The sequence below is a fragment of the Streptomyces sp. NPDC020898 genome (genome assembly GCF_044333925.1).
Taxonomy (GTDB): domain Bacteria; phylum Actinomycetota; class Actinomycetes; order Streptomycetales; family Streptomycetaceae; genus Streptomyces.
Genome location: NZ_JBIRRV010000007.1, coordinates 365,004 through 383,534, shown reverse-complemented (window position 1 = coordinate 383,534; position 18,531 = coordinate 365,004). Strand labels below are relative to the sequence as shown.

At 71.4% G+C, this 18,531-nt stretch carries 16 protein-coding genes; 14 read left to right on the top strand and 2 right to left on the bottom strand.

All coding sequences use genetic code 11. The features are described 5' to 3' along the window. Positions 1–171 precede the first annotated feature (171 nt). The 11 genes from ACH4TV_RS24130 (at position 172) to ACH4TV_RS24080 (ending at position 12,604) form a co-directional block, all read left to right on the top strand. Positions 172–1,095, top strand: coding sequence for a ScbA/BarX family gamma-butyrolactone biosynthesis protein (locus ACH4TV_RS24130; protein ID WP_398401347.1), 924 nt, complete (start codon positions 172–174; stop codon positions 1,093–1,095). Positions 1,096–1,167: 72 nt separating this feature from the next. Beyond that, complete coding sequence (locus ACH4TV_RS24125; protein ID WP_398401345.1) at positions 1,168–1,818, top strand: ScbR family autoregulator-binding transcription factor; 651 nt, start codon at positions 1,168–1,170, stop codon at positions 1,816–1,818. Between the two features lie 269 nt (positions 1,819–2,087). Beyond that, the gene (locus tag ACH4TV_RS24120; protein WP_398401343.1) at positions 2,088–3,299 is read left to right on the top strand and encodes a damage-control phosphatase ARMT1 family protein; all 1,212 of its coding nucleotides are present in this window, start codon (positions 2,088–2,090) and stop codon (positions 3,297–3,299) included. Between the two features lie 86 nt (positions 3,300–3,385). After that, positions 3,386–4,360 carry an ABC transporter substrate-binding protein gene (locus tag ACH4TV_RS24115; protein ID WP_398401341.1) on the top strand — a complete coding sequence of 325 codons (975 nt, stop codon included), beginning with the start codon at positions 3,386–3,388 and terminating at the stop codon, positions 4,358–4,360. Positions 4,361–4,382: 22 nt separating this feature from the next. Further along, positions 4,383–5,189, top strand: coding sequence for an ABC transporter permease (locus ACH4TV_RS24110; protein ID WP_398401339.1), 807 nt, complete (start codon positions 4,383–4,385; stop codon positions 5,187–5,189). Next, positions 5,186–6,088 (top strand): ABC transporter permease, encoded by a 903-nt coding sequence (locus tag ACH4TV_RS24105; protein WP_398401337.1) that lies wholly within the window; start codon positions 5,186–5,188, stop codon positions 6,086–6,088. The genes ACH4TV_RS24110 and ACH4TV_RS24105 overlap by 4 nt, the downstream gene beginning before the upstream one ends. A gap of 86 nt (positions 6,089–6,174) precedes the next feature. Continuing rightward, on the top strand, positions 6,175–6,960 hold the full coding sequence (locus ACH4TV_RS24100) for an ABC transporter ATP-binding protein (RefSeq protein ID WP_398401334.1): 786 nt from the start codon (positions 6,175–6,177) through the stop codon (positions 6,958–6,960). Between the two features lie 108 nt (positions 6,961–7,068). Then, entirely contained in the window at positions 7,069–9,222 is a 2,154-nt protein-coding gene (gene cyc2 / locus ACH4TV_RS24095) for a germacradienol/geosmin synthase Cyc2 (RefSeq protein ID WP_398401332.1), read from the top strand. A gap of 197 nt (positions 9,223–9,419) precedes the next feature. Continuing rightward, positions 9,420–10,037 (top strand): PDZ domain-containing protein, encoded by a 618-nt coding sequence (locus tag ACH4TV_RS24090; RefSeq protein WP_398401330.1) that lies wholly within the window; start codon positions 9,420–9,422, stop codon positions 10,035–10,037. 442 nt (positions 10,038–10,479) lie between these two features. After that, complete coding sequence (locus ACH4TV_RS24085; protein WP_398401328.1) at positions 10,480–11,607, top strand: aminopeptidase P family protein; 1,128 nt, start codon at positions 10,480–10,482, stop codon at positions 11,605–11,607. Positions 11,608–11,662: 55 nt separating this feature from the next. Continuing rightward, positions 11,663–12,604, top strand: a complete 942-nt coding sequence (locus ACH4TV_RS24080) for an aminoglycoside phosphotransferase family protein (RefSeq protein WP_398401326.1) — start codon at positions 11,663–11,665, stop codon at positions 12,602–12,604. A gap of 14 nt (positions 12,605–12,618) precedes the next feature. Here the strand turns inward: ACH4TV_RS24080 and treZ are convergent, their stop codons facing one another. Further along, positions 12,619–14,364 (bottom strand): malto-oligosyltrehalose trehalohydrolase, encoded by a 1,746-nt coding sequence (treZ, locus tag ACH4TV_RS24075; protein ID WP_398401324.1) that lies wholly within the window; start codon positions 14,362–14,364, stop codon positions 12,619–12,621. Between the two features lie 184 nt (positions 14,365–14,548). On the opposite strand from treZ, the gene ACH4TV_RS24070 reads away from it, so the two are divergent. From ACH4TV_RS24070 to ACH4TV_RS24060, 3 genes are all read left to right on the top strand, one after another. Next, positions 14,549–15,100, top strand: a complete 552-nt coding sequence (locus tag ACH4TV_RS24070) for an FHA domain-containing protein (protein ID WP_398401322.1) — start codon at positions 14,549–14,551, stop codon at positions 15,098–15,100. 137 nt (positions 15,101–15,237) lie between these two features. After that, the gene (locus tag ACH4TV_RS24065) at positions 15,238–16,608 is read left to right on the top strand and encodes a M14 family zinc carboxypeptidase (protein WP_398401320.1); all 1,371 of its coding nucleotides are present in this window, start codon (positions 15,238–15,240) and stop codon (positions 16,606–16,608) included. Further along, a complete protein-coding gene (locus ACH4TV_RS24060; RefSeq protein ID WP_398401318.1) occupies positions 16,605–17,045 on the top strand; it encodes an SSI family serine proteinase inhibitor in 441 nt (146 codons plus the stop codon). The genes ACH4TV_RS24065 and ACH4TV_RS24060 overlap by 4 nt, the downstream gene beginning before the upstream one ends. Before the next feature lie 194 nt (positions 17,046–17,239). On the opposite strand, the gene ACH4TV_RS24055 is transcribed toward ACH4TV_RS24060, so the two are convergent. After that, positions 17,240–18,499 (bottom strand): M14 family zinc carboxypeptidase, encoded by a 1,260-nt coding sequence (locus ACH4TV_RS24055; protein ID WP_398401316.1) that lies wholly within the window; start codon positions 18,497–18,499, stop codon positions 17,240–17,242. Between the last annotated feature and the right edge of the window lie 32 nt (positions 18,500–18,531).

Genomic DNA, 18,531 nt, shown 5'->3' with positions numbered 1-18,531 from the left:
TGGTGCGTGACGGCGCGTGGGTCAGGTGCGCCGGAACCGCCGATCATAGGGCCGGACCGGCTGATCTCGTTGAAAACAAACCGGTCGCCTCGTACTCTATCGCTCACCTATGCGGGCGCCTTTCCGTCTGCCATGCCCATACGGGGGACCGAGGGAGAGACATTGCTTCCAGTGCAGCAGTCTGCCGAAATCCCGACCATGACGGCGGGTGTTCCGCGCCAACTCGTGCATCGTGCGGCGATCGCGGAGACGTTCCCCACCGGCTGGTCCCGAGCGGAGGCCGACCGGTTCAGCGTCTCCGCGCAGTGGCCGCGCGTCCACTGTTTACACGTGTCGCCCGACCGCACGACGTACGATCCGCTGCTCGTCGTGGAGACCGTGCGCCAGGCCGGGACCCTGCTCAACCACACCGAGTACCAGGTGCCCCTGGACCACCAGTTCGTGCTCCAGGAGTTCCGGATCACCACGTTCCCCGAGTACCTGGGCGTCGGTCCGAGCCCGGCCGAACCCACCGTCGACATCAGCTTCTCCGACATCCGCTACCGCGGCAAGCGTCTGGTTTCGGCCCGCTACGAGGCCGACGTACGGCTGGACGGTGAGCGGGTCGCGCATGCCGATGTCGCCTTCACCTGCACCAGCGGTGCCGTCTTCAGCAGGCTGCGCGGCGGTCGTACGGCCGCAGGAGTCACCGCGCTGCCGGTCCCGCCGGGCCTGCCGGCCGCCGATGTGGGCCGGGATTCGACGGCGGATGTGGTCCTGGCACTGCCTGAAGGGGCTGACGGTCACTGGCAGTTGCGAGTTGATACCGGTCATGCTGTTTTCTTCGATCATCCACTCGACCACATACCGGGCATGTTGCTGCTGGAGTCCGCCCGCCAGGCCGCTCTGGCACGGACCGGCCCCGACTCCGGCCTGATACCCGTTTCCTTCGACACCACCTTCCACCAGTTCGCCGAACTGGACCTGCCCACCTGGATCGAGGCCACGGACGAAGGTGACGGGACCCTGAAGGTGCTGGGAACACAGGAGGGACGCACGGTTTTCGAGTGTGTGGTGGGCACCGCTGAACGGTCGGCTATCTTGTACAGGGAGTAAGAAACAAACGGCATATCCCGTTTTTCTTACGGGAGTTCAGGAGCACGGGGACGGTTGGGAGAGGTGGCGCCAGTGCCGAGGCAGTTACGCGCCGAGCAGACCCGCGCGACGATCATCACGGCCGCGGCCGATCTGTTCGACCGGCACGGCTACGAGTCGACGAGCCTGAGCGACATAGTCGAGCACGCCCATGTCACCAAGGGCGCTCTCTACTTCCACTTCGCGGCGAAGGAGGATCTGGCCCAGGCCATCCTGGAGATCCAGTCCAGGACCTCCCGGCGGATGGCCAGGGACATCGACGGCCGCGGCTACTCCTCGCTCGAAGCGCTGATCCGCGTCACGTTCGGGATCACGAGGATGGCCGTCGAGGGCCCGATAGCCCGGGCGGGTCTTCGACTCGCCGCGGGAGATGTCGTCGTACGGCCGCCGCTGCGGCACCCGTTCCGTGAGTGGTCGGAGATGGCGTCCGGCAGACTCCTCGGCGCGGTCAAGGAGTCCGATGTCCATCCGGACGTCGACGTCGACGCGATGGCCCACTCCCTCGTCAGCTTCTTCGTCGGAAGCCGTGTGGTCAGCCGCGCGGTGGAGCCCTTGGGGCGCCAGCCCCGCCGGACGGCGGACATGTGGCGGCTCACCATCCGGGCACTGGTGCCCACGCCGAGGCGGGCGCGGTATCTGAGCCTGGTGGCGCAACTGGAGCGGGAGATAAGGGTGGTGGCGTGAGACGGGCGGGGCGGGCGGCGGCGGGTGGCCTGATCCGGTGTGCGGGGCAGTGACTTGACCGGTGTGCATGGCCCGCGACTTGGCTGGCATGCGGGGGCCCGCGACCTGAACCGATGGCTCGGGCGACGTGAACCCAGTAGGGCGAGTGGGGCGAGTCGCTCTGTCGGGTTCGGGTGGCCGGCCTTCGCGCGGTGGGGTCCCTGGGTCGGACGGCTTTCGCGCGGTGAGCTCCCCGGGCCGCGTGTTTCGCGGACGGTACGGTGAGGCGCATGCCTGCCTCCGACTCCGTGTCCCCGCCCGTGATCCTCGGCAACGAGCCGGGCTCGTTCCCCTGGAGCGTGCTGGCCGAACGGCATCCCGCGCTCATCCAGAAGGTGCGGGACGCCTTTCCGTACGGCCCCGAGCAGCACCGCGCGCTCGACGCGCTCCTCAAGAACTGCACCGAGGGTGTCGTCGAACCCCTCCCCGCCGGAGCCGAGGACCGGGGGCAGTGGGAGGAGTGGGGGACCCTGGAGTACGCGGGCCGGTCCTGGTTCGATGTGCCGTGGCTGTGGGCGGAGGGCTACTTCTACCGCCAACTCCTCGAAGCGGTCGGGTACTTCGGAGGCAGCCGGAGTGATGCTGCCTGGCGTGGCATCGACCCCTTCCGGCCCTTCAAACTCGCCGAACTCGACGCTCCCGAGACCGGCGAGGAGCTGGCCGCGCTCGACGATCTGGTGGGCCGGCCGGCGGAGGAGCAGACGCGCGCCCTGCTCCACGGCTCGTTGTGGGGCAACCGCGCCGACCTCGGTTTCCGGCTGTCCGGTGCGGACGAGGGAGGGGAGGCGGCCGGACTGGTCGCCGACGACAGCGAGGCCCTCTGGTCACTGCTCCCGCCCGCCCGGCGTACCGCCGGCACGGTGTGCCTGGTCGCGGACAACGCGGGCCGCGAACTCGTCCCCGACCTGCTGCTCCTGGACCACCTGCTGACCCGGCGGCATGTCGAACGGGCTGTCCTGCACGTGAAACCGCACCCGTTCTTCGTCTCCGACGCGACCACCGCCGATGTGGTCGACGCGCTGCACCGGCTGACCCGGGCGCCCGGGGAGGCCGCCGCGTACGGCCGCCGTCTCTGGTCGGCGATGGCCGACGGCCGCCTCGTCGTACGCGCCCACCCCTTCTCCTGCGCCCCGCTTCCGTACGCCGCGATGCCCGACGACCTGCGTGAGGAGTTCGCCTCGGCCACGGTCACCCTGATGAAGGGCGACCTGAACTACCGCCGCCTGGTCGGTGACCGACTCCGGCCCCCGACCACGCCGTTCGCGGACGTCACCGCGTACTTCCCCGGCCCGGTGGCGGCCCTGCGCACCCTGAAGTCCGATGTGATCGTCGGCCTCGACGCCCGTACCGAGTCGGCGCTCGTCACCGCGGAGGGGCAGCGCTGGCGAACGAGCGGCACGCGCGCGGTGATCCAGGTGTCGTCGCACGTGTCGCGGTCGTAGCGACTGGCCGCCGGTCCCACCGGATCCAGCCAGACCGACTCATCGTCCTGTGGTGATCATGTCAAATCTTTGATAGGCATGCGCGCATGGCGTTACGTCCATTGCGCTCGGGAAGTGGAAAGCTCGCGGCGGTACTGGCCGCCCTGACTCTGGCCGTCGCGGCCTGCAGCGGCGACAGCTCGGACTCGTCCTCCTCTAACGGCGGCAGGGAGCGGATCAACGTGGCCGCCCTGCCGCTGATCGACTGCGCCGCGCTCTACATCGCGCGTGACCGCGGTCTGTTCGAGAAGGAGGGTCTCGACGTCCGTGTCCAGCAGGTCCAAACGAGCCTCCAGGCGCTGCCCGCACTGGCGAAGGGGCAGGTCGACGTGGTCGCGAGCGCGAACTACGTCACCTACTTCCAGGCCCATGAGAAGGGCACCCTCGACGTCCGCATCGTCGCCGAGTCGATCAGAGCCGCGCCGCACATGATGGACGTCCTGGTGCCGAAGGACTCGGACATCAGGACGGTCGCCGACCTCAAGGGCCAAAAGCTCGCCGTCAACGTCCTCAACAACGTCCAGTCGCTGACCTTCAACGAGGTTCTGGAGACGGCGGGCGCCGGTCGCCCCGACTACCGGCAGGTCGCGTTCCCGCAGATGGGAGCCGCCCTGGAGAAGGGGCAGGTCGACGCCGTGCACGTCGTGGAGCCCTTCGACAGCGTCATCCAGGACGAGTTGGAGGTGCGGGTGCTGATCGACGGCGCGTCCCCGCCCGTCGAGTCGATCCCGCTCAGCGGCTACCTCACCTCGAAAAAGTACGCCACGGAGAACCCGGAGACCCTCGTCGCCTTCCAGCGGGCCATCAAGGCCGCCGCGCAGATCGCCGCCGAGGACCCGTCGGCCGTACGGGCCGTGGTGCCGACGTACACGAAGGTGACGGCGGACCAGGCGAAGTCGGTCGATCTGCCGTCCTTTCCGCCGGTCATGGACGCCACGCAGATCGCCCGGCTGACCGAACTGATGCAGAAACAGGGGCTGTTGAAGAAGGCGATCGATCCGGCGACGCTGCTGGTCAAGTGAAGTGGAGTGGAAACGGCGGCGGTTGAGGGTTCGCATACGTCAGGAGCTGGGGCTCGGTGTGCTCGGCGTGCTCCTCGCCTTCGGTGTGTGCGAGGCGGTGAGCCGGGCCGGGATCGTGCGGCGCAACTATCTGCCGCCCGCGTCCGAAGTGCTGGCCCGGGCAGTGGAGTTGGCGGGCGACCCGGCCTTCCTGGACGGCCTCGGGGCGACCATGCGCGCGTGGGTCCTCGGGCTGGGCCTGGCCTGTGCGATAGCGGTCCCGCTGGGGCTGCTGCTCGGGAGCGTGCCCGTCGTCGACGCCGCCGTACGCGCGATCGTCGAGTTCCTGCGCCCGCTGCCGTCCGTGGCACTGATCCCGCTGGTCTCCCTGCTGCTCGGCTCGGGCACCGAGACCAAGGTCGCGCTGATCACGTACGCCTCGGTCTGGCCGATCCTCTTCAACACCGTCTACGGCCTCGGTGAGACCGACCCCCTCGCCAAAGAGACCCTGCGCGCCTTCGGCTTCGGCCGCGTATCCGTACTGCTGCACGTCGAACTCCCCGGCACCGCACCCTTCATCGCGGCCGGCATCCGCATCTCGGCCGCGATCGCCCTCATCCTCGCCGTCGCCACGGAGATCCTCGCCGGCTTCGGCGAGGGCCTCGGCATCTTCATCGCCCAGGCAGGCGTGGCCACGGACGGCACACGGGACGTGCTGGCCGGCGTGGTGTGGGCCGGGACGCTGGGCCTGGTCATCAACGGGGCGCTCGTGCGGTGCGAGCGAAGGGCGTTTCCGTGGACGCCGGAACACCGCACCCGCGATGCCTCCGCGCCGGGACGTCGCCCATGAGCAGCCGCCCCGGACCCACGGCCGGAAAGCCCCCGCGTACGAGCACCACCACGAGATCCGGTCCCGACAACGGCACCGGATCTACGGCCACCGCATCCACCGCCGCCGCCCGTGTGGGAGCCCTCGCCCGCAGCGCGCTCCTCCGCTGGCTCGTGCTCGCCCTCGCCGTGGGCGTCTGGGAGCTCGCCACCCGTGCGCACGGCAGCGTCTACTTCCCGCCCCCCGGCCGCATCGCACACCACGCCTACGACCTGTGGTTCTCGGGCCCCGTCCGGCATCTCTTCCTCACCGACGCCGCCGTCGACAACATCCTGCCGAGCCTCGCCCGGATGGCCGCCGGTTTCGCGCTCGCCGCCGTCACGGGGGTGGCACTCGGTCTCGCGGTCGGGCGGTCGCGCCCGGCGTACGCCCTGTGCAACCCGGTGCTCCAGTTCGCACGCGCCGTCCCGCCCCCGGCCCTCGTGCCCGTCTTCGTCGTCGTGCTCGACTTCGGTACGCAGATGCAGGTCGCGTCGATCGCCTTCAGCGCCGTATGGCCCGTGTTGATCAACACCGCGGAGGGCGCACGCAATCTCGACCCGCTGCGGCTCGAAGTCGCCGCCGTGCTGCGCCTGACCGCACGCGAACGGCTCTGGTTGCTGCTCCTGCCCTCCGCGCTGCCACGCATCTTCGCGGGGCTGCGGCTGAGCCTCTCGCTCTCCCTCATTCTCATGGTGTTCTCGGAACTGCTGCCGGGCACCGCCAACGGCATCGGCTTCACCCTCACCGACGCCCAGTCACGCTCCGACCTGCTGACCGTCTGGGCGGCCCTGGTCCTGCTCGGCGCCCTCGGGTACCTGCTCAACACCGCCCTGCTGGCGGTCGAGAAGCGCCTGATCGGCAGCGGGCGACCCGGATGACCCGCGAGGAACCTTTCCAGGCCGCCGACCACGCGTCGTACGAAAGCGCGCAGCCCCCACACCCTCAGGACAGGTGACCGATCCGGATGCTCAGCCTCGACTCCCTCGGCCAGCACTACGGCGACCACCACGTCCTGCGGGACATCAACCTCACCGTGCCCGACGGTCAACTCCTGTGCGTCGTCGGACCGTCCGGCTGCGGCAAGTCCACCCTGCTGCGGACCATCGCCGGACTGCTGCCCGCCCACGAGGGCACGGTCACCGTCGACGACACGCCCGTATCCGGTGTGCCCGACCGCCTCGCCGTCGTCTTCCAGGACTACGGCCGCTCCCTGTTCCCCTGGCTCACCGTCCGCGAGAACGTCGCACTGCCGCTGCGCCGCCGGGGACTCGGCCGGGCCGAACGGCGGGCCGAGGCGGACCGCATCCTGGAACGCGTGGGTCTCCTGGGCGCCGGCCGCCGCCACCCCTGGCAGCTCTCCGGCGGTATGCAGCAGCGCGTCGCCATCGCCCGCGCACTCGTCTGCCGCCCCTCCCTGCTGCTCATGGACGAGCCCTTCGGCTCCCTGGACGCCCAGACCCGCGAGGACCTGGAGGACCTGCTGCTGGAGGTCCACCGCACGGACGGCGCGACGATCGTCGTCGTCACGCACGACATCGACGAGAGCGTGTACGTCGGCGACCGCGTCGTCGTGCTGTCCCCGGGCCCCGGCTCCCGGGTCCTGCTCGACCTCCCGGTCGAACTCCCGGGCCCACGCGACCAGATCAGGACGCGGGGCCTGCCCGAGTTCGTGGCGCTGCGGGCGGAGGTGGGGCGGGCGGTGCGGGGGCGGGGGACGGGTGAGATCTCGGAGAGCGCGCATGTCGAGTGAACTCACAACGCCCGTCCGTAATCCCGGAATCGGCCACGATTCACGCGATGGTGTGATCATGTCCCCCTCCATGGATGGCACCTCCGGGGCAGGGGTAGGGCCCCCGCCATGACACAGCCGTTCGTACTCCCGCACTTCTACATGCCGTATCCCGCGCGGCTGAACCCGCATCTCGACGAGGCGCGTGCCCATTCGACCGTCTGGGCGCGGGAGATGGGAATGCTGGAGGGTTCCGGCGTCTGGGAGCAGTCCGATCTCGACGCGCACGACTACGGGTTGTTGTGCGCGTACACGCACCCCGACTGTGACGGGCCGGCCCTCTCGCTCATCACCGACTGGTACGTGTGGGTGTTCTTCTTCGACGACCACTTCCTGGAGGTCTTCAAGCGCAGCCAGGACCGCGACGGCGGCAAGGCCTATCTGGACCGGCTGCCTCTTTTCATGCCGCTCGACCTCTCGACTCCCGTACCGAAGCCGCAGAATCCGGTGGAGGCGGGCCTCGCCGACCTGTGGGCCCGCACCGTGCCGTCGATGTCCGTCGACTGGCGCGGGCGGTTCGCGGTCGCGACCGAGCATCTGCTGAACGAGTCGATGTGGGAACTGTCCAACATCAACGAGGGGCGGATCTCCAACCCCGTCGAGTACATCGAGATGCGCCGCAAGGTCGGCGGCGCGCCCTGGTCGGCGGGGCTCGTGGAGTACGCGACCGCCGAAGTACCCGCGCTCGTCGCGAAGTCGAGGCCGCTCAGGGTGCTGATGGAGACCTTCTCGGACGGCGTCCACCTGCGCAACGACCTGTTCTCCTACCAGCGGGAGGTCGAGGACGAGGGCGAACTCAGCAACGGCGTGCTCGTCCTGGAGACCTTCTTCGGCTGTACGACCCAGGAGGCCGCCGACACCGTCAACGACATCCTCACCTCACGGCTGCACCAGTTCGAGCACACCGCGCTCACCGAGGTGCCCGGGCTGGCCCTGGAGAAGGGCCTCACGCCGGACCAGGTCGCCGCGGTGGCCGCGTACACGCGCGGGCTGCAGGACTGGCAGTCCGGCGGCCACGAGTGGCACCTGCGCTCCAGCCGGTACATGAACGAAGGAGCACTGGAGGAGTCGCGGCCCTTCGGAGTGGGCGGTTTCGGCACCTCCGCCGCCAACATCGGAGCGCTTCTGTCCTCGGCCGGCGTCGAACGCCTGCGTGCCTACACGCATGTGCCCTACCAGAAGGTCGGCCCGTCCCGACTCCCGGACTTCTACATGCCGTTCGGGCTCACCCTCAGCCCGCACCTGGACGGCGCCAGGTCCCGTCTCGTCGACTGGACGCACAGTATGGGCATGCTCCAGGAGGGGGTCTGGGACGAGGACAAGCTCGCCGCGGCCGACCTGCCGCTGTGCGCGGCCGGCATCCACCCGGACGCGACGGCCGAGGCCCTCGACCTCAGTTCGGGCTGGCTGGCCTGGGGCACCTACGGCGACGACTACTACCCCCTCGTCTTCGGCCACCGCCGCGACCTGGCCGCGGCCCGCCTGTGCACCGAGCGCCTGTCCGCCTGCATGCCCGTCGAGGGCGACGAGATCCCGGTTCCGGTCAACGGCATGGAACGCGGCCTCATCGACCTGTGGCGGCGTACGACGGTCGGGATGACGCCCGACCAGCGGCGCGCGTTCCGCGCCTCGGTGAACGTGATGACCGAGAGCTGGGTGTGGGAACTGCTCAACCAGACCCAGAACCGTATCCCCGACCCGGTCGACTACCTGGAGATGCGCCGCGCCACCTTCGGCTCGGACCTCACGATGAGCCTGTGCCGCATCGGCCACGGCCGGACGGTCCCGCCGGAGGTCTACCGCAGCGGCCCCGTCCAGTCGCTGGAGAACGCGGCCGCCGACTACGCGATGCTCATCAACGACGTCTTCTCGTACCAGAAGGAGATCGAGTACGAGGGTGAGGTCCACAACGGCATCCTCGTCGTCCAGAACTTCTTCGGCTGCGACTACCCGACCGCGCTCGGCATCATCCACGACCTGATGACCCAGCGCATGCAGCAGTTCGAGCATGTCGCCGCCCATGAGTTCCCGGTCCTGTACGAGGACTTCAAGCTCACGGACGAGGCCCGCGAGATCATGGACGGCTATGTGGCCGAGCTGCGGAACTGGCTGGCCGGCATCCTGAACTGGCACCAGGAGGTCTCCCGCTACAAGTCCGACTACCTGGCCAGCAGGTCCCACGGCTTCCTGCCGGACCGCGGCTCGGCACTGCCGGTCGGCTGACGGTCGCGGGATCGCGTCGGCGGAGCCGGCAGGGCGCGGGCCTCCTCGGGAGGTCCGCGTCGGCCGGAGCGTGTGCCGACCTTGCGGAATCGTTTCTGACGCTTATGGCTGCCCATGTCCGCCCCTGTGTCAGTCTCACTCGTTCGTGGCTCGTTCTGTACGGGTGCACCGGGTAGAGCACCTGCCGGAGGCGATCCATGGAACAGACTGCGCTGCGTCCCAAGCCGATGCCCGGCCAGGAGCCGGGCGGCGGCCGCACCACATCCCGTCCGGCCCGGCGCCCGCATGCCGCGCGACGGCGCGGCCGACGGCTGACGACCCTTCTGTTCGGCCTGTTGGTCGGGGCGGTCCTGGTTCTCGCAGGCGTCGGTCTGGGCACGGTGAGCGCCACGGTGATCGGCATGAGCAAGCTCGCGGACCTGCAACGGGATACGGGGAAGGGGGACCGGACGGTGCCCGCGTCGGCCCAGCCCGGTTCCCAGTCTTCCGGGGCCGGCCGCTCCCAGCCGCCCTCGGACAGTGCGAGCCCGGCCTCCTCACCGCCGGCCGTGAGTGCCACGCTCGGCATCGAGGCCGTGGACGCGGAGACGTCGGGAGCCCTGGTCGTCGGCGTGCACGTACCCGGCCCCGGCTACAGCGCGGGCCTGGTGCGCGGTGACGTACTCCTCGCGTTCGGCAGCACCCGGGTCGACTCGGCGGCCGATCTCGCCCGCGCGGTCGCCCGCGCCCGCCCCGGCACGGAGGTCGCTCTCACGGTCCGTCATCGCAGCGGCGGCTTTCAGCAGCTGATCGCGGTCCCGGGCGTCGTCACCTGAGCGCGTCCAGCACAGGGAAGACGCCTTTGAGCATGGCCTTCCGCCTTGGTCGACCGCTCGGACAGATTTGCGCATTCAGGCTCACCAGTCGGATTAGCGATCCGTAGTGATCTCGTGGCAAAGTGTTACGCACACGCCCGGCGCCCAGGCGACGTCGGGCACCCTCCTCGGTGAGGTCGCGAGACCTCACCGACCAGCGTCCGGAGGGGCGTGCCACGAGGGCTGACGGCTTCCGCTGTTCAGCACCAGGGCACGAATGCGATGGGTCACATCCCTGAGCAACAAATGGGGATCGCTAAGCCAATCAGAGACGCTAATGGTTGATCGGCTCCCCTCCGTCGGGCGAGCCCGACGCGGGAATCAGCGCCGTCAACCGGCTCGCGCGGCCCGGCGCATCCGGGCAGGATGCTGCCGTACCCCTCGCCCTTCCACGGAGGCCCGGATGACCGGCAGCAGCCCCGCGCCCTTCACCGTCGACGACTACCGGGCCCGGATGCGGCGCGCCGCGCGGGCGGCCACCGACGCGGGGCTCGCCGGGCTCCTGGTGGCCCCGGGCCCCGACCTCGTCTGGCTCACCGGCTACGCGCCTCCCGCGGTCACCGAACGCCTCACCCTGCTGGTGCTGGCCGCCGGACAGGACCCGGTCCTCGTGGTCCCCGCGCTGGAGGCCCCGGATGCCGTACGGGCGGCCGGCGCGCCCGCGCTGACCCTGCGCGACTGGACCGACGCCAAGGACCCGTACGCGGCCACCGCCTCGCTCCTCGACGGGGCGGGCCGCTTCGGGGTCAGTGACAACACCTGGGCCCTGCACCTGCTGGCACTCCAGAGGGCGTTGCCCGGCACCTCGTACGTCTCCCTCACCGAGGGCCTGCCGATGCTGCGCGCGGTGAAGGACGCGGCGGAACTGGCCCGCCTGGCAGCCGCGGGCGCGGCTGCCGACGCAACGTACGAGGAGATCCGGAAGGTTCCCTTCGGCGGGCGTCGGGAGAGCGAGGTCGCCGGTGATCTGGCCGACCTGCTGCGGCGGTTCGGGCACTCCGAGATCGACTTCACCATCGTCGCCTCCGGCCCCAACGGCGCCAACCCGCACCACGAGGCAGGCGACCGCGTCATCGAGCACGGCGACATGGTCGTCCTCGACTTCGGCGGCCTCATGGACGGCTACGGCTCCGACACCTCCCGCACGGTCCACGTCGGCGAACCGGACGCCGAGCAGCGCCGGGTCCACGACATCGTGCGCGAGGCCCAGGAAGCGGGCTTTTGCGCCGTGCGGCCCGGCGCCGCCTGCCAGGACGTCGACCGGGCGGCCCGCGCGGTCATCGCCGAGGCCGGGTACGGCGAGTACTTCATCCACCGCACCGGCCACGGCATCGGCGTCACCACGCATGAGCCGCCGTACATGATCGAGGGCGAGGAACGGCCTCTCGTCCCGGGCATGTGCTTCTCCGTGGAGCCCGGCATCTACCTGCCCGGACGCTTCGGCGTACGCATCGAGGACATCGTCACGGTGACCGAGGACGGTGGCCGGCGCCTCAACAACACGCCCCGGGAGATGGCGATAGTGGACTGACCGCCCACCAGGAGCCCCGCCCTCGACAACACCCCCGAACGGCAACGGCGCGACCATGACTCAGGCACCGACACCCACCGCGGACACGGTCCGCCGACTGGTCCGTTCCCTTGTGGAGGACGGCACCACCGGACCCGATGTCCGGCCGGTCCGCGCTGGCGGCGAGCACTCCACCTGGTGGGTCGGCTCCCGGCATGTGCTGCGGCTGGCCCCCGATCGCGAGGCGTCCACGCGACTGCGCCGCGAACTGCGCCTGCGTGACCTCGTACGCCCGCACATCGGCGTCGCCGTCCCCAGCGGTGTGGCGCAGGGCGAATGGGCGGGCGGACTGGCCTACACGCTGGACACCAGGGTGCCCGGCGGCTCCGCCGAGGAGCACGACGTCTCCGCGGTCGGCGAGACCGACCTGGCCGCGCTGCTCACGGGGTTGCGCGAGGTCCCCGTACGACAGGCCGAGACGCTCGGTGTGCCGCGGGTCGCGCCACGCTCCCTGGAGGCGCTGCGCCGGGCCGCCGCGAGCGCGGCCGAACGCCTCGCCGCGGCCGACGAGTTCGACCCCGCGCGGCTCCACCAGCTGACCCCGTCCGCCACCACACAGCTCGCCGCGCAGGCCGGTAGCGCGGTCCTCGTCCACCACGACCTCAGGGGTGAGCACCTCGTGGTGAGCGCCGACGGGCGGGTGCGCGGTGTCCTCGACTGGACCGACGCGGTCGTCGGCGACCCGGCCGAGGACATCGCCGGCCTCGCCCTCGCGGTCGGCTCACCCGCCGCCGTACGCGCCGCCACCCTCGCCGGCTACGCGGCCCGCCCCTGTCTGCGCGGCCTCTGGCTCGCCCGCTGCGACTCGGTCGTCCGGCTGGCCGGGAGCCTCGCAGGACGCGACGCGGGCCCGCTGTCGCTGCGACGGGTCCAACTGCGGCGCGCGTGGGAGGCGATCCTGCTGGAGCGGGTGACGGAACTGCGGGAGGAGGGCGAGGAGGAGGGGGAGGTCCCGTAGGTCCCACCCCGTGCTCAGCCTTGCTCCAGCACCACGCAGGACTCGCCGGGAACGTGCAACAACCCGTCCGCGCCCGGCAGTTCGACCGGTTCCCAGGCGGCCAGCACCCGCACCCGGCGCGGGCCCAGGGGAATCGCCGCGGACTTCGTGGAGAGGTTCACCACCACCCGTACGTCGCCGCGCCGGAAGGCGAGCCAGCCGGCCTCCTCGTCGTAGGCGACCTTCATGTCCGAGAGATCCGGGTCCGTGAGGTCGGGCTGGGCGTGGCGCAGGGCGATCAGCTCCCGGTACCAGGACAGCACGCGCGCGTGGGGCTCGCGTCCGGGCTCGGACCAGTCGAGGCAGGAGCGGTCGCGGGTCGCCGGGTCCTGGGGGTCCGGGACGTCCTCCTCAGCCCAGCCGTGCGCCGTGAACTCCCGCCGCCTGCCCTGCCGTACGGCCTCCGCGAGGTCCGGGTCCGTGTGGTCGGTGAAGAACTGCCACGGGGTGCCCGCCGCCCACTCCTCGCCCATGAACAGCATCGGCGTGAACGGTCCGGTGAGCATCAGGGCGGCGGCGCAGGCGAGCAGACCGGGGGAGAGGGAGGCCGAAAGGCGGTCCCCCTGGGCGCGGTTGCCGATCTGGTCATGGGTCTGGGTGAAGCCGACCAGCCGGTGCGCGGCGACGCGGACGCGGTCGAGCGGGCGGCCGTGCAGACGGCCCCGGAAGCTCGAGTACGTGCCGTCGTGAAAGTAGCCGCCCGTGAGCGTCTTGGCGAGCGCCGGGAGCGGGGCCCGCGCGAAGTCCTCGTAGTAGCCCTGCGACTCACCGGTCAGTGCCGCGTGCAGGGCATGGTGGAAGTCGTCGCTCCACTGCGCGTGCAGTCCGAGGCCGCCTCCCGCGCGCGGGGTGACAAGCCGCGGGTCGTTGAGGTCGGACTCGGCGATCAGGGACAGCGGCCGGCCCAGATCGGCGGCGAGGGTGTCCACGGCCGTCGACAGCTCCTCCAGGAAGTGGCACGCGCGCGTGTCCCGCAGCGCGTGCACCGCGTCCAGCCGCAGCCCGTCGATCCGGTAGTCGCGCAGCCAGGCCAGCGCGCTGCCGAGCAGATACGCGCGCACCTCGTCCGAACCGGGCGCGTCCAGGTTCACGGCGGAGCCCCAGGGCGTCTGATGGGTCTCCGTAAGGTACGGGCCGAAGGCCGGCAGATAGTTGCCGGACGGCCCGAAGTGATTGTGCACGACGTCCAGGACCACACCGAGGCCGAGCGAGTGTGCTCGGTCGACAAAGCGTTTCAGCGCCTCGGGGCCGCCGTACGGCTCGTGCACGGCCCACAGCGAGACCCCCTCGTACCCCCAGCCGTGCCGCCCCGGGAACGGGCACAGCGGCATCAACTCGACGTGGGTGACGCCCAGTTCCACGAGGTGGCCGAGCCGCTCGGCCGCCGAGTCCAGCGTGCCCCCGGGCGTGTACGTGCCCACGTGCAGCTCATACAGCACCGCACCCGGCAGCGCGCGGCCCGCCCACTCGGTCTGCCAGACGTGGCGCCCGTGGTCGACGACCGCGCTCAGCCCGTCGGGGCCGTCCGGCTGGCGGCGCGAGCGCGGGTCGGGAAGCACAGGGCCGTCGTCCACGGCGAAGCCGTAACGCGACCCGTCCCGGGCCTCGGCCTCGCCGGACCACCAGCCCGTGCGCTCAGGATCGCGCTCCAACGCGCGCGTGCCTCCATCGCACTGGAGCGTCACACGACTGGCCTGCGGTGCCCACACCTCGAAGCGCACGGACGGTTCCCCTTCGTCTGCCGGGCAGTGCCCACCGGGAGGTAGCCCCGTCCATGGTGCTTCAAACATCGGCGGTCCGCGCTTGAATCTTCACGTTTGCCCGAGGTGTCGTCAGATCGGCCCAACAGGCCGCCGTTTCCGCGTTTTCTGGACACCCCGCGCGCACTGCCCGACAATCACGAACGTGACGTCGTCTTTCGAGTTCCACACGTACCCCGCGCGTCTCTCCGACGCGGAGCGCGACCGGGCGTTGAAGGCGCTCCGTGACGGCGTAGCCCTGGGGAGGCTTTCGCACGACACGTTCATCCGGCGCATGGAACTGGCGCTCGCCGCCCGCCGGTCCGACGAACTGGCCGTACTCACCGCCGACCTGCCCACCGAGAAACGCTTCTCCCGCCTGGTGTTCGGGACGGTCGAAGCGGTCTCCGGCTTCACGGTACGGCTGCGCAGGGCCTGGCAGGCCGAGCGGCTCCCCAAGCTGCTGCTGCCCCATCCCGGCAACAGCCACCCGCTGCGCATAGGCCGCGACCCCGCCAACGGCCTGCGGCTCACCCACGAGACGGTCTCCCGCGTCCACGCCGAACTCCGGCAGCAGGGCGGCCTGTGGGTGCTGCGCGACCTCGGCTCGACCAACGGCACGACGGTGAACGGGCGACGCGTGATCGGCGCGGCCGTCGTCCGCGACGGCGACCAGATCAGCTTCGGGCACATGGCGTTCCGGCTCGCGGCGGAGTGAGCCGGCGTTCGTGGGAGACGCCACCCAGAAGTCGCCCCCGTGGGAGCAAGTCACTTTGCCTGCCCTGGTGTTGACGTACCCCGTCAGTCGTGACTGACTGTGCGTGCACCATGTACACCAGGTGAACCGACCGCCCCGTGACGTGGAGGTGTGCCCTGTCGCCGCTCCTCCGCTACCCGACCGTGGACGAGCTGGCCGACCGGGCCGCCGCACTCGTCGCCCGTCATCCCGCGGACGCCCGGCTGCGCACCGTCGGCACCTCCCGCGACGGCACGCCCCTGTGGCTGCTCTCCGTGGGGCACGGCGACCGCCAGGCCCTCGTTGTCGCCGGACCGCACGCCAACGAGCCCGTGGGCGGCGCGACCGCCCTCCGGCTGGCCGAACGGGCCCTCGCCGACCCCGGACCGACGCTCCGAGCGGACGCCACCTGGAACCTGCTGCTGTGCCTCGATCCCGACGGCTCCCGCCGGAACGAGGGCTGGCTCGGGGGTCCGTACATGCTCGGCCACTACTTCCGGAACTTCTTCCGGCCCGGCTTCCTGGAACAGCCCGAGTGGCTGCCCGACGGCGCGGCCGGGGCCGCCCTGCCGGAGACCCGTGCGCTGCTCGCCCTCCAGGACGAACTGCGGCCGTTCTTCCAGTGCTCCCTGCACGGGGTCGACGTCGGCGGCGGCTTCGTGGAGCTCACCCGCGAGCTGCCGGGCCTCCCGCAGCGTGTCGCCGAGACCGCGGCCCGGCTGGGCATCCCGCGCGAACTCGGCCCGTACGACACCCTGTACTGGCCCCGACTGGGACCCGCCGTCCACCGGATACCGCCGCCGAGACCCGGCGACCTGGCCGCCGCGATCACGGAGGCCGCCGTCGAGTCGACCTGGTTCCACCCGCACCGGCACGGCACCGTGACGGCGATCGTCGAGGCGCCCATGTGGGGCGTGGCCGCCGTGGAGGACGACTCCCCGCCCGATGACACCGACACTGTGCTGCGCACCGTCAGCCATACCCTGCGGCACGACACGCGGTACCTGGAGACGGTCCTCGGACGGCTGCGGCCCCACCTCGCGCGCGTGCCTGACGCGGATCGCCTCCTCGCCCCGGTGAGCGACTACCTGCTGGTCTGCCCCGGTCTCGCCGACGCCTGGGACCCCGACACGGACGACGGCACCGAGCGCCCGCTGCCACCGCTCACCACCGCCCACCTCGTGACCCTGCGCATCGCGGGGCGGCGGCTGGCGCTGCGTACGGCGGGACTGCTCCACCAGCTGGCGTCCCGGGCCGGCCCGGGGGCGGCCGACGTCCTGTGCGCGCTCGACCGGATCGTCGACGAGTGGTGCGCCGACTACCGCGACGGCTGCGGGGCGCGCTGGATACCGGTCGCCCGTCAGGTGGAGTACCAGTCGCGGGTGGTGCTCGCCGCGTTCGAACTGGCCGGCCGGTACGCGCGCGTGGGCTCCCGTTCGGGTGAGTCGGGGTGGGGTGCGGAGGCCGCGGTGCCGATGCACAGGGAATGACCCACACGATCAACCCCGGCGACACGATCAACCCCGTCCACCCCGTCAGGACCGTGCGAGGGGTACGCGGTGCCCTGCTGGCCGTCGGTCTCCTCCTCGCGGGCTCCGCCCCCGCCCAGGCGGTCCCCCAGGAGAGCGCCCCGGCCAACTGGCTCTATGTCACCGTCGCACGGGGCGACTCCGACACCCGCGGCACGCTGGTGCTGTGCGACCCGCCCCAGGGGCACGCCCAGGCGGCCCGGGCCTGCGCGGAGCTCGCCGCGGTGGACGGTGACATCGGCGGCATCCCGCCGAAGAAGATCCTCTGCCCGATGCTCTACGCCCCCGTCACCGTGCACGCGCACGGCGAGTGGAACGGTCGCCCCCGGGAGTACGACCGGACCTTCTCCAACGGGTGCGAGCTGGGGGCACGGACAGGGGCGGTGTTCGCGCTGTAGCGGGGGGACCAATGGTGCCGTGGGTTCGTAGGCCGTTGGCGAGGTGAACGGTTTCGTCTAAGCAGTCCTGGTGAAGTCGGGTGCGCAACCCGCGCCCCAAAGGGGCGCGGGGCTGTATCGACTGCGGCTCCGCCGCGGGGCGCGACCAGCCCCCACCGGCCCGCGGCCAACGAACCGCATATCCCGCGGAGCGCCTAGCTCCTCCGTGCGGCGCCCTCGCGCGCGTGCCGTGCCGCCGCCACGACCGTGCGGGCCTGGTGCTCGACCTGGTGCTCCAGCGGCACCCAGCGGGCGCGGAACCGGTCCATGAAGGCGTCGCTCCAGGTGGCGACCAGGTGTTCGAGACACGGCGCCGCGCGGTCGTCGGTCTCCCGCAGGACCCGCAGCAGCATCGCGGCGGCCCGCAGCGGCAGCCGGCGGCCGAACGCGTCCACGCTGCCGACGTACGCCATCGTCGTGTCGGCGGGCGGTGTGTGTGTCCAGTCGGCGGCCAGCCCCGGTACGAGTTCCAGCGCCCACCGGGCGGCCCGCAGCAGTGGCCCCTCGGCGCCCTGCAACCGGGGCAGCGCGTCGGTGAGCACCCGCTCGACCTCCTGCCCGTCCCGCAGCAGCCGGCACGCGAGCCGCCGTATCGCCGCGGCCGGGGCGGGATGCGTGGCGGGGTCGTCGACCAGGTCGCTCGCCCACATCGGCACCTCGACGACCGCGGTCAGACCGCCGTACCGGTGGGCGTGGTACCAGGTGCTGTGCCGGGCGTCGTCCGGCATGCTCGGGTACGCCACGTCCGAGCCCGGCGCCGGCATCACATGCACTCCGGGCCCCGACGCGGGCCAGCCCGCCGCGTCCGAGGCACCCGTCTCCACCGGGATGTGCAGCTCCGCCGCCGACTTGGCGAACGGCTCGGCCAGCCCGGGGACGTCCTTCGTCAGCTGCACCCAGCTGCCGCCCACGTCGGTGCCGTGCAGGGTGACCTGGAGGTAGGGCCGCACCTCGTCGATGACACGGGTCAGGGCGCGGGTCTCCGGCGGCAGCCGGTCGGGCGGGAGGACGGACGGCGACCACTCGGGCTGCTCGGGTCCGGCGGGCCGGTAGAAGCCGAGGTGGTAGTCGAGCAGGCTGCGCGGTGCCGGCGTGACATGCAGGCTGGCGCCGTCCGGGTCCGCGCACAGCAGGAAGTGCCAGGAGGTGCCCGCCCGCAACTCGCGGTCGCACAGGGCCCGTTCGGCAAGTGCGAGGAGCGTGGAGCCGCCCGTGGGTTCGTTGGCGTGGGCACCCGCGACGACGAGTACGGCGCGTCGTGCGTGGCCCACGGACAGCAGGTACAGGGGCCGTCCCGCACGCGATGAGCCCACTTGCCTGAAGGTGCACAGGCCGGGCCGGTGAGCCGACAGTGCCCGGGCGGACGAGACGAGTTCGTTCACACTGGGGTAGCGCAGCTCCGGCAGGAGACTCACCCCCGTCTGGTCCACCCGGCGTCGCAATCCGC

What these genes read in the sequence shown, in the direction of transcription:
- ACH4TV_RS24120 (WP_398401343.1), top strand. Translation starts at nt 2,088, where the DNA reads ATGCCTGCCTCCGACTCCGTGTCCCCGCCCGTGATCCTCGGCAACGAG.
- cyc2 (WP_398401332.1), top strand. Translation starts at nt 7,069, where the DNA reads ATGACACAGCCGTTCGTACTCCCGCACTTCTACATGCCGTATCCCGCG.
- ACH4TV_RS24060 (WP_398401318.1), top strand. Translation starts at nt 16,605, where the DNA reads ATGACCCACACGATCAACCCCGGCGACACGATCAACCCCGTCCACCCC.
- ACH4TV_RS24105 (WP_398401337.1), top strand. Translation starts at nt 5,186, where the DNA reads ATGAGCAGCCGCCCCGGACCCACGGCCGGAAAGCCCCCGCGTACGAGC.
- ACH4TV_RS24100 (WP_398401334.1), top strand. Translation starts at nt 6,175, where the DNA reads ATGCTCAGCCTCGACTCCCTCGGCCAGCACTACGGCGACCACCACGTC.
- ACH4TV_RS24080 (WP_398401326.1), top strand. Translation starts at nt 11,663, where the DNA reads ATGACTCAGGCACCGACACCCACCGCGGACACGGTCCGCCGACTGGTC.
- ACH4TV_RS24115 (WP_398401341.1), top strand. Translation starts at nt 3,386, where the DNA reads ATGGCGTTACGTCCATTGCGCTCGGGAAGTGGAAAGCTCGCGGCGGTA.
- ACH4TV_RS24085 (WP_398401328.1), top strand. Translation starts at nt 10,480, where the DNA reads ATGACCGGCAGCAGCCCCGCGCCCTTCACCGTCGACGACTACCGGGCC.
- ACH4TV_RS24090 (WP_398401330.1), top strand. Translation starts at nt 9,420, where the DNA reads ATGGAACAGACTGCGCTGCGTCCCAAGCCGATGCCCGGCCAGGAGCCG.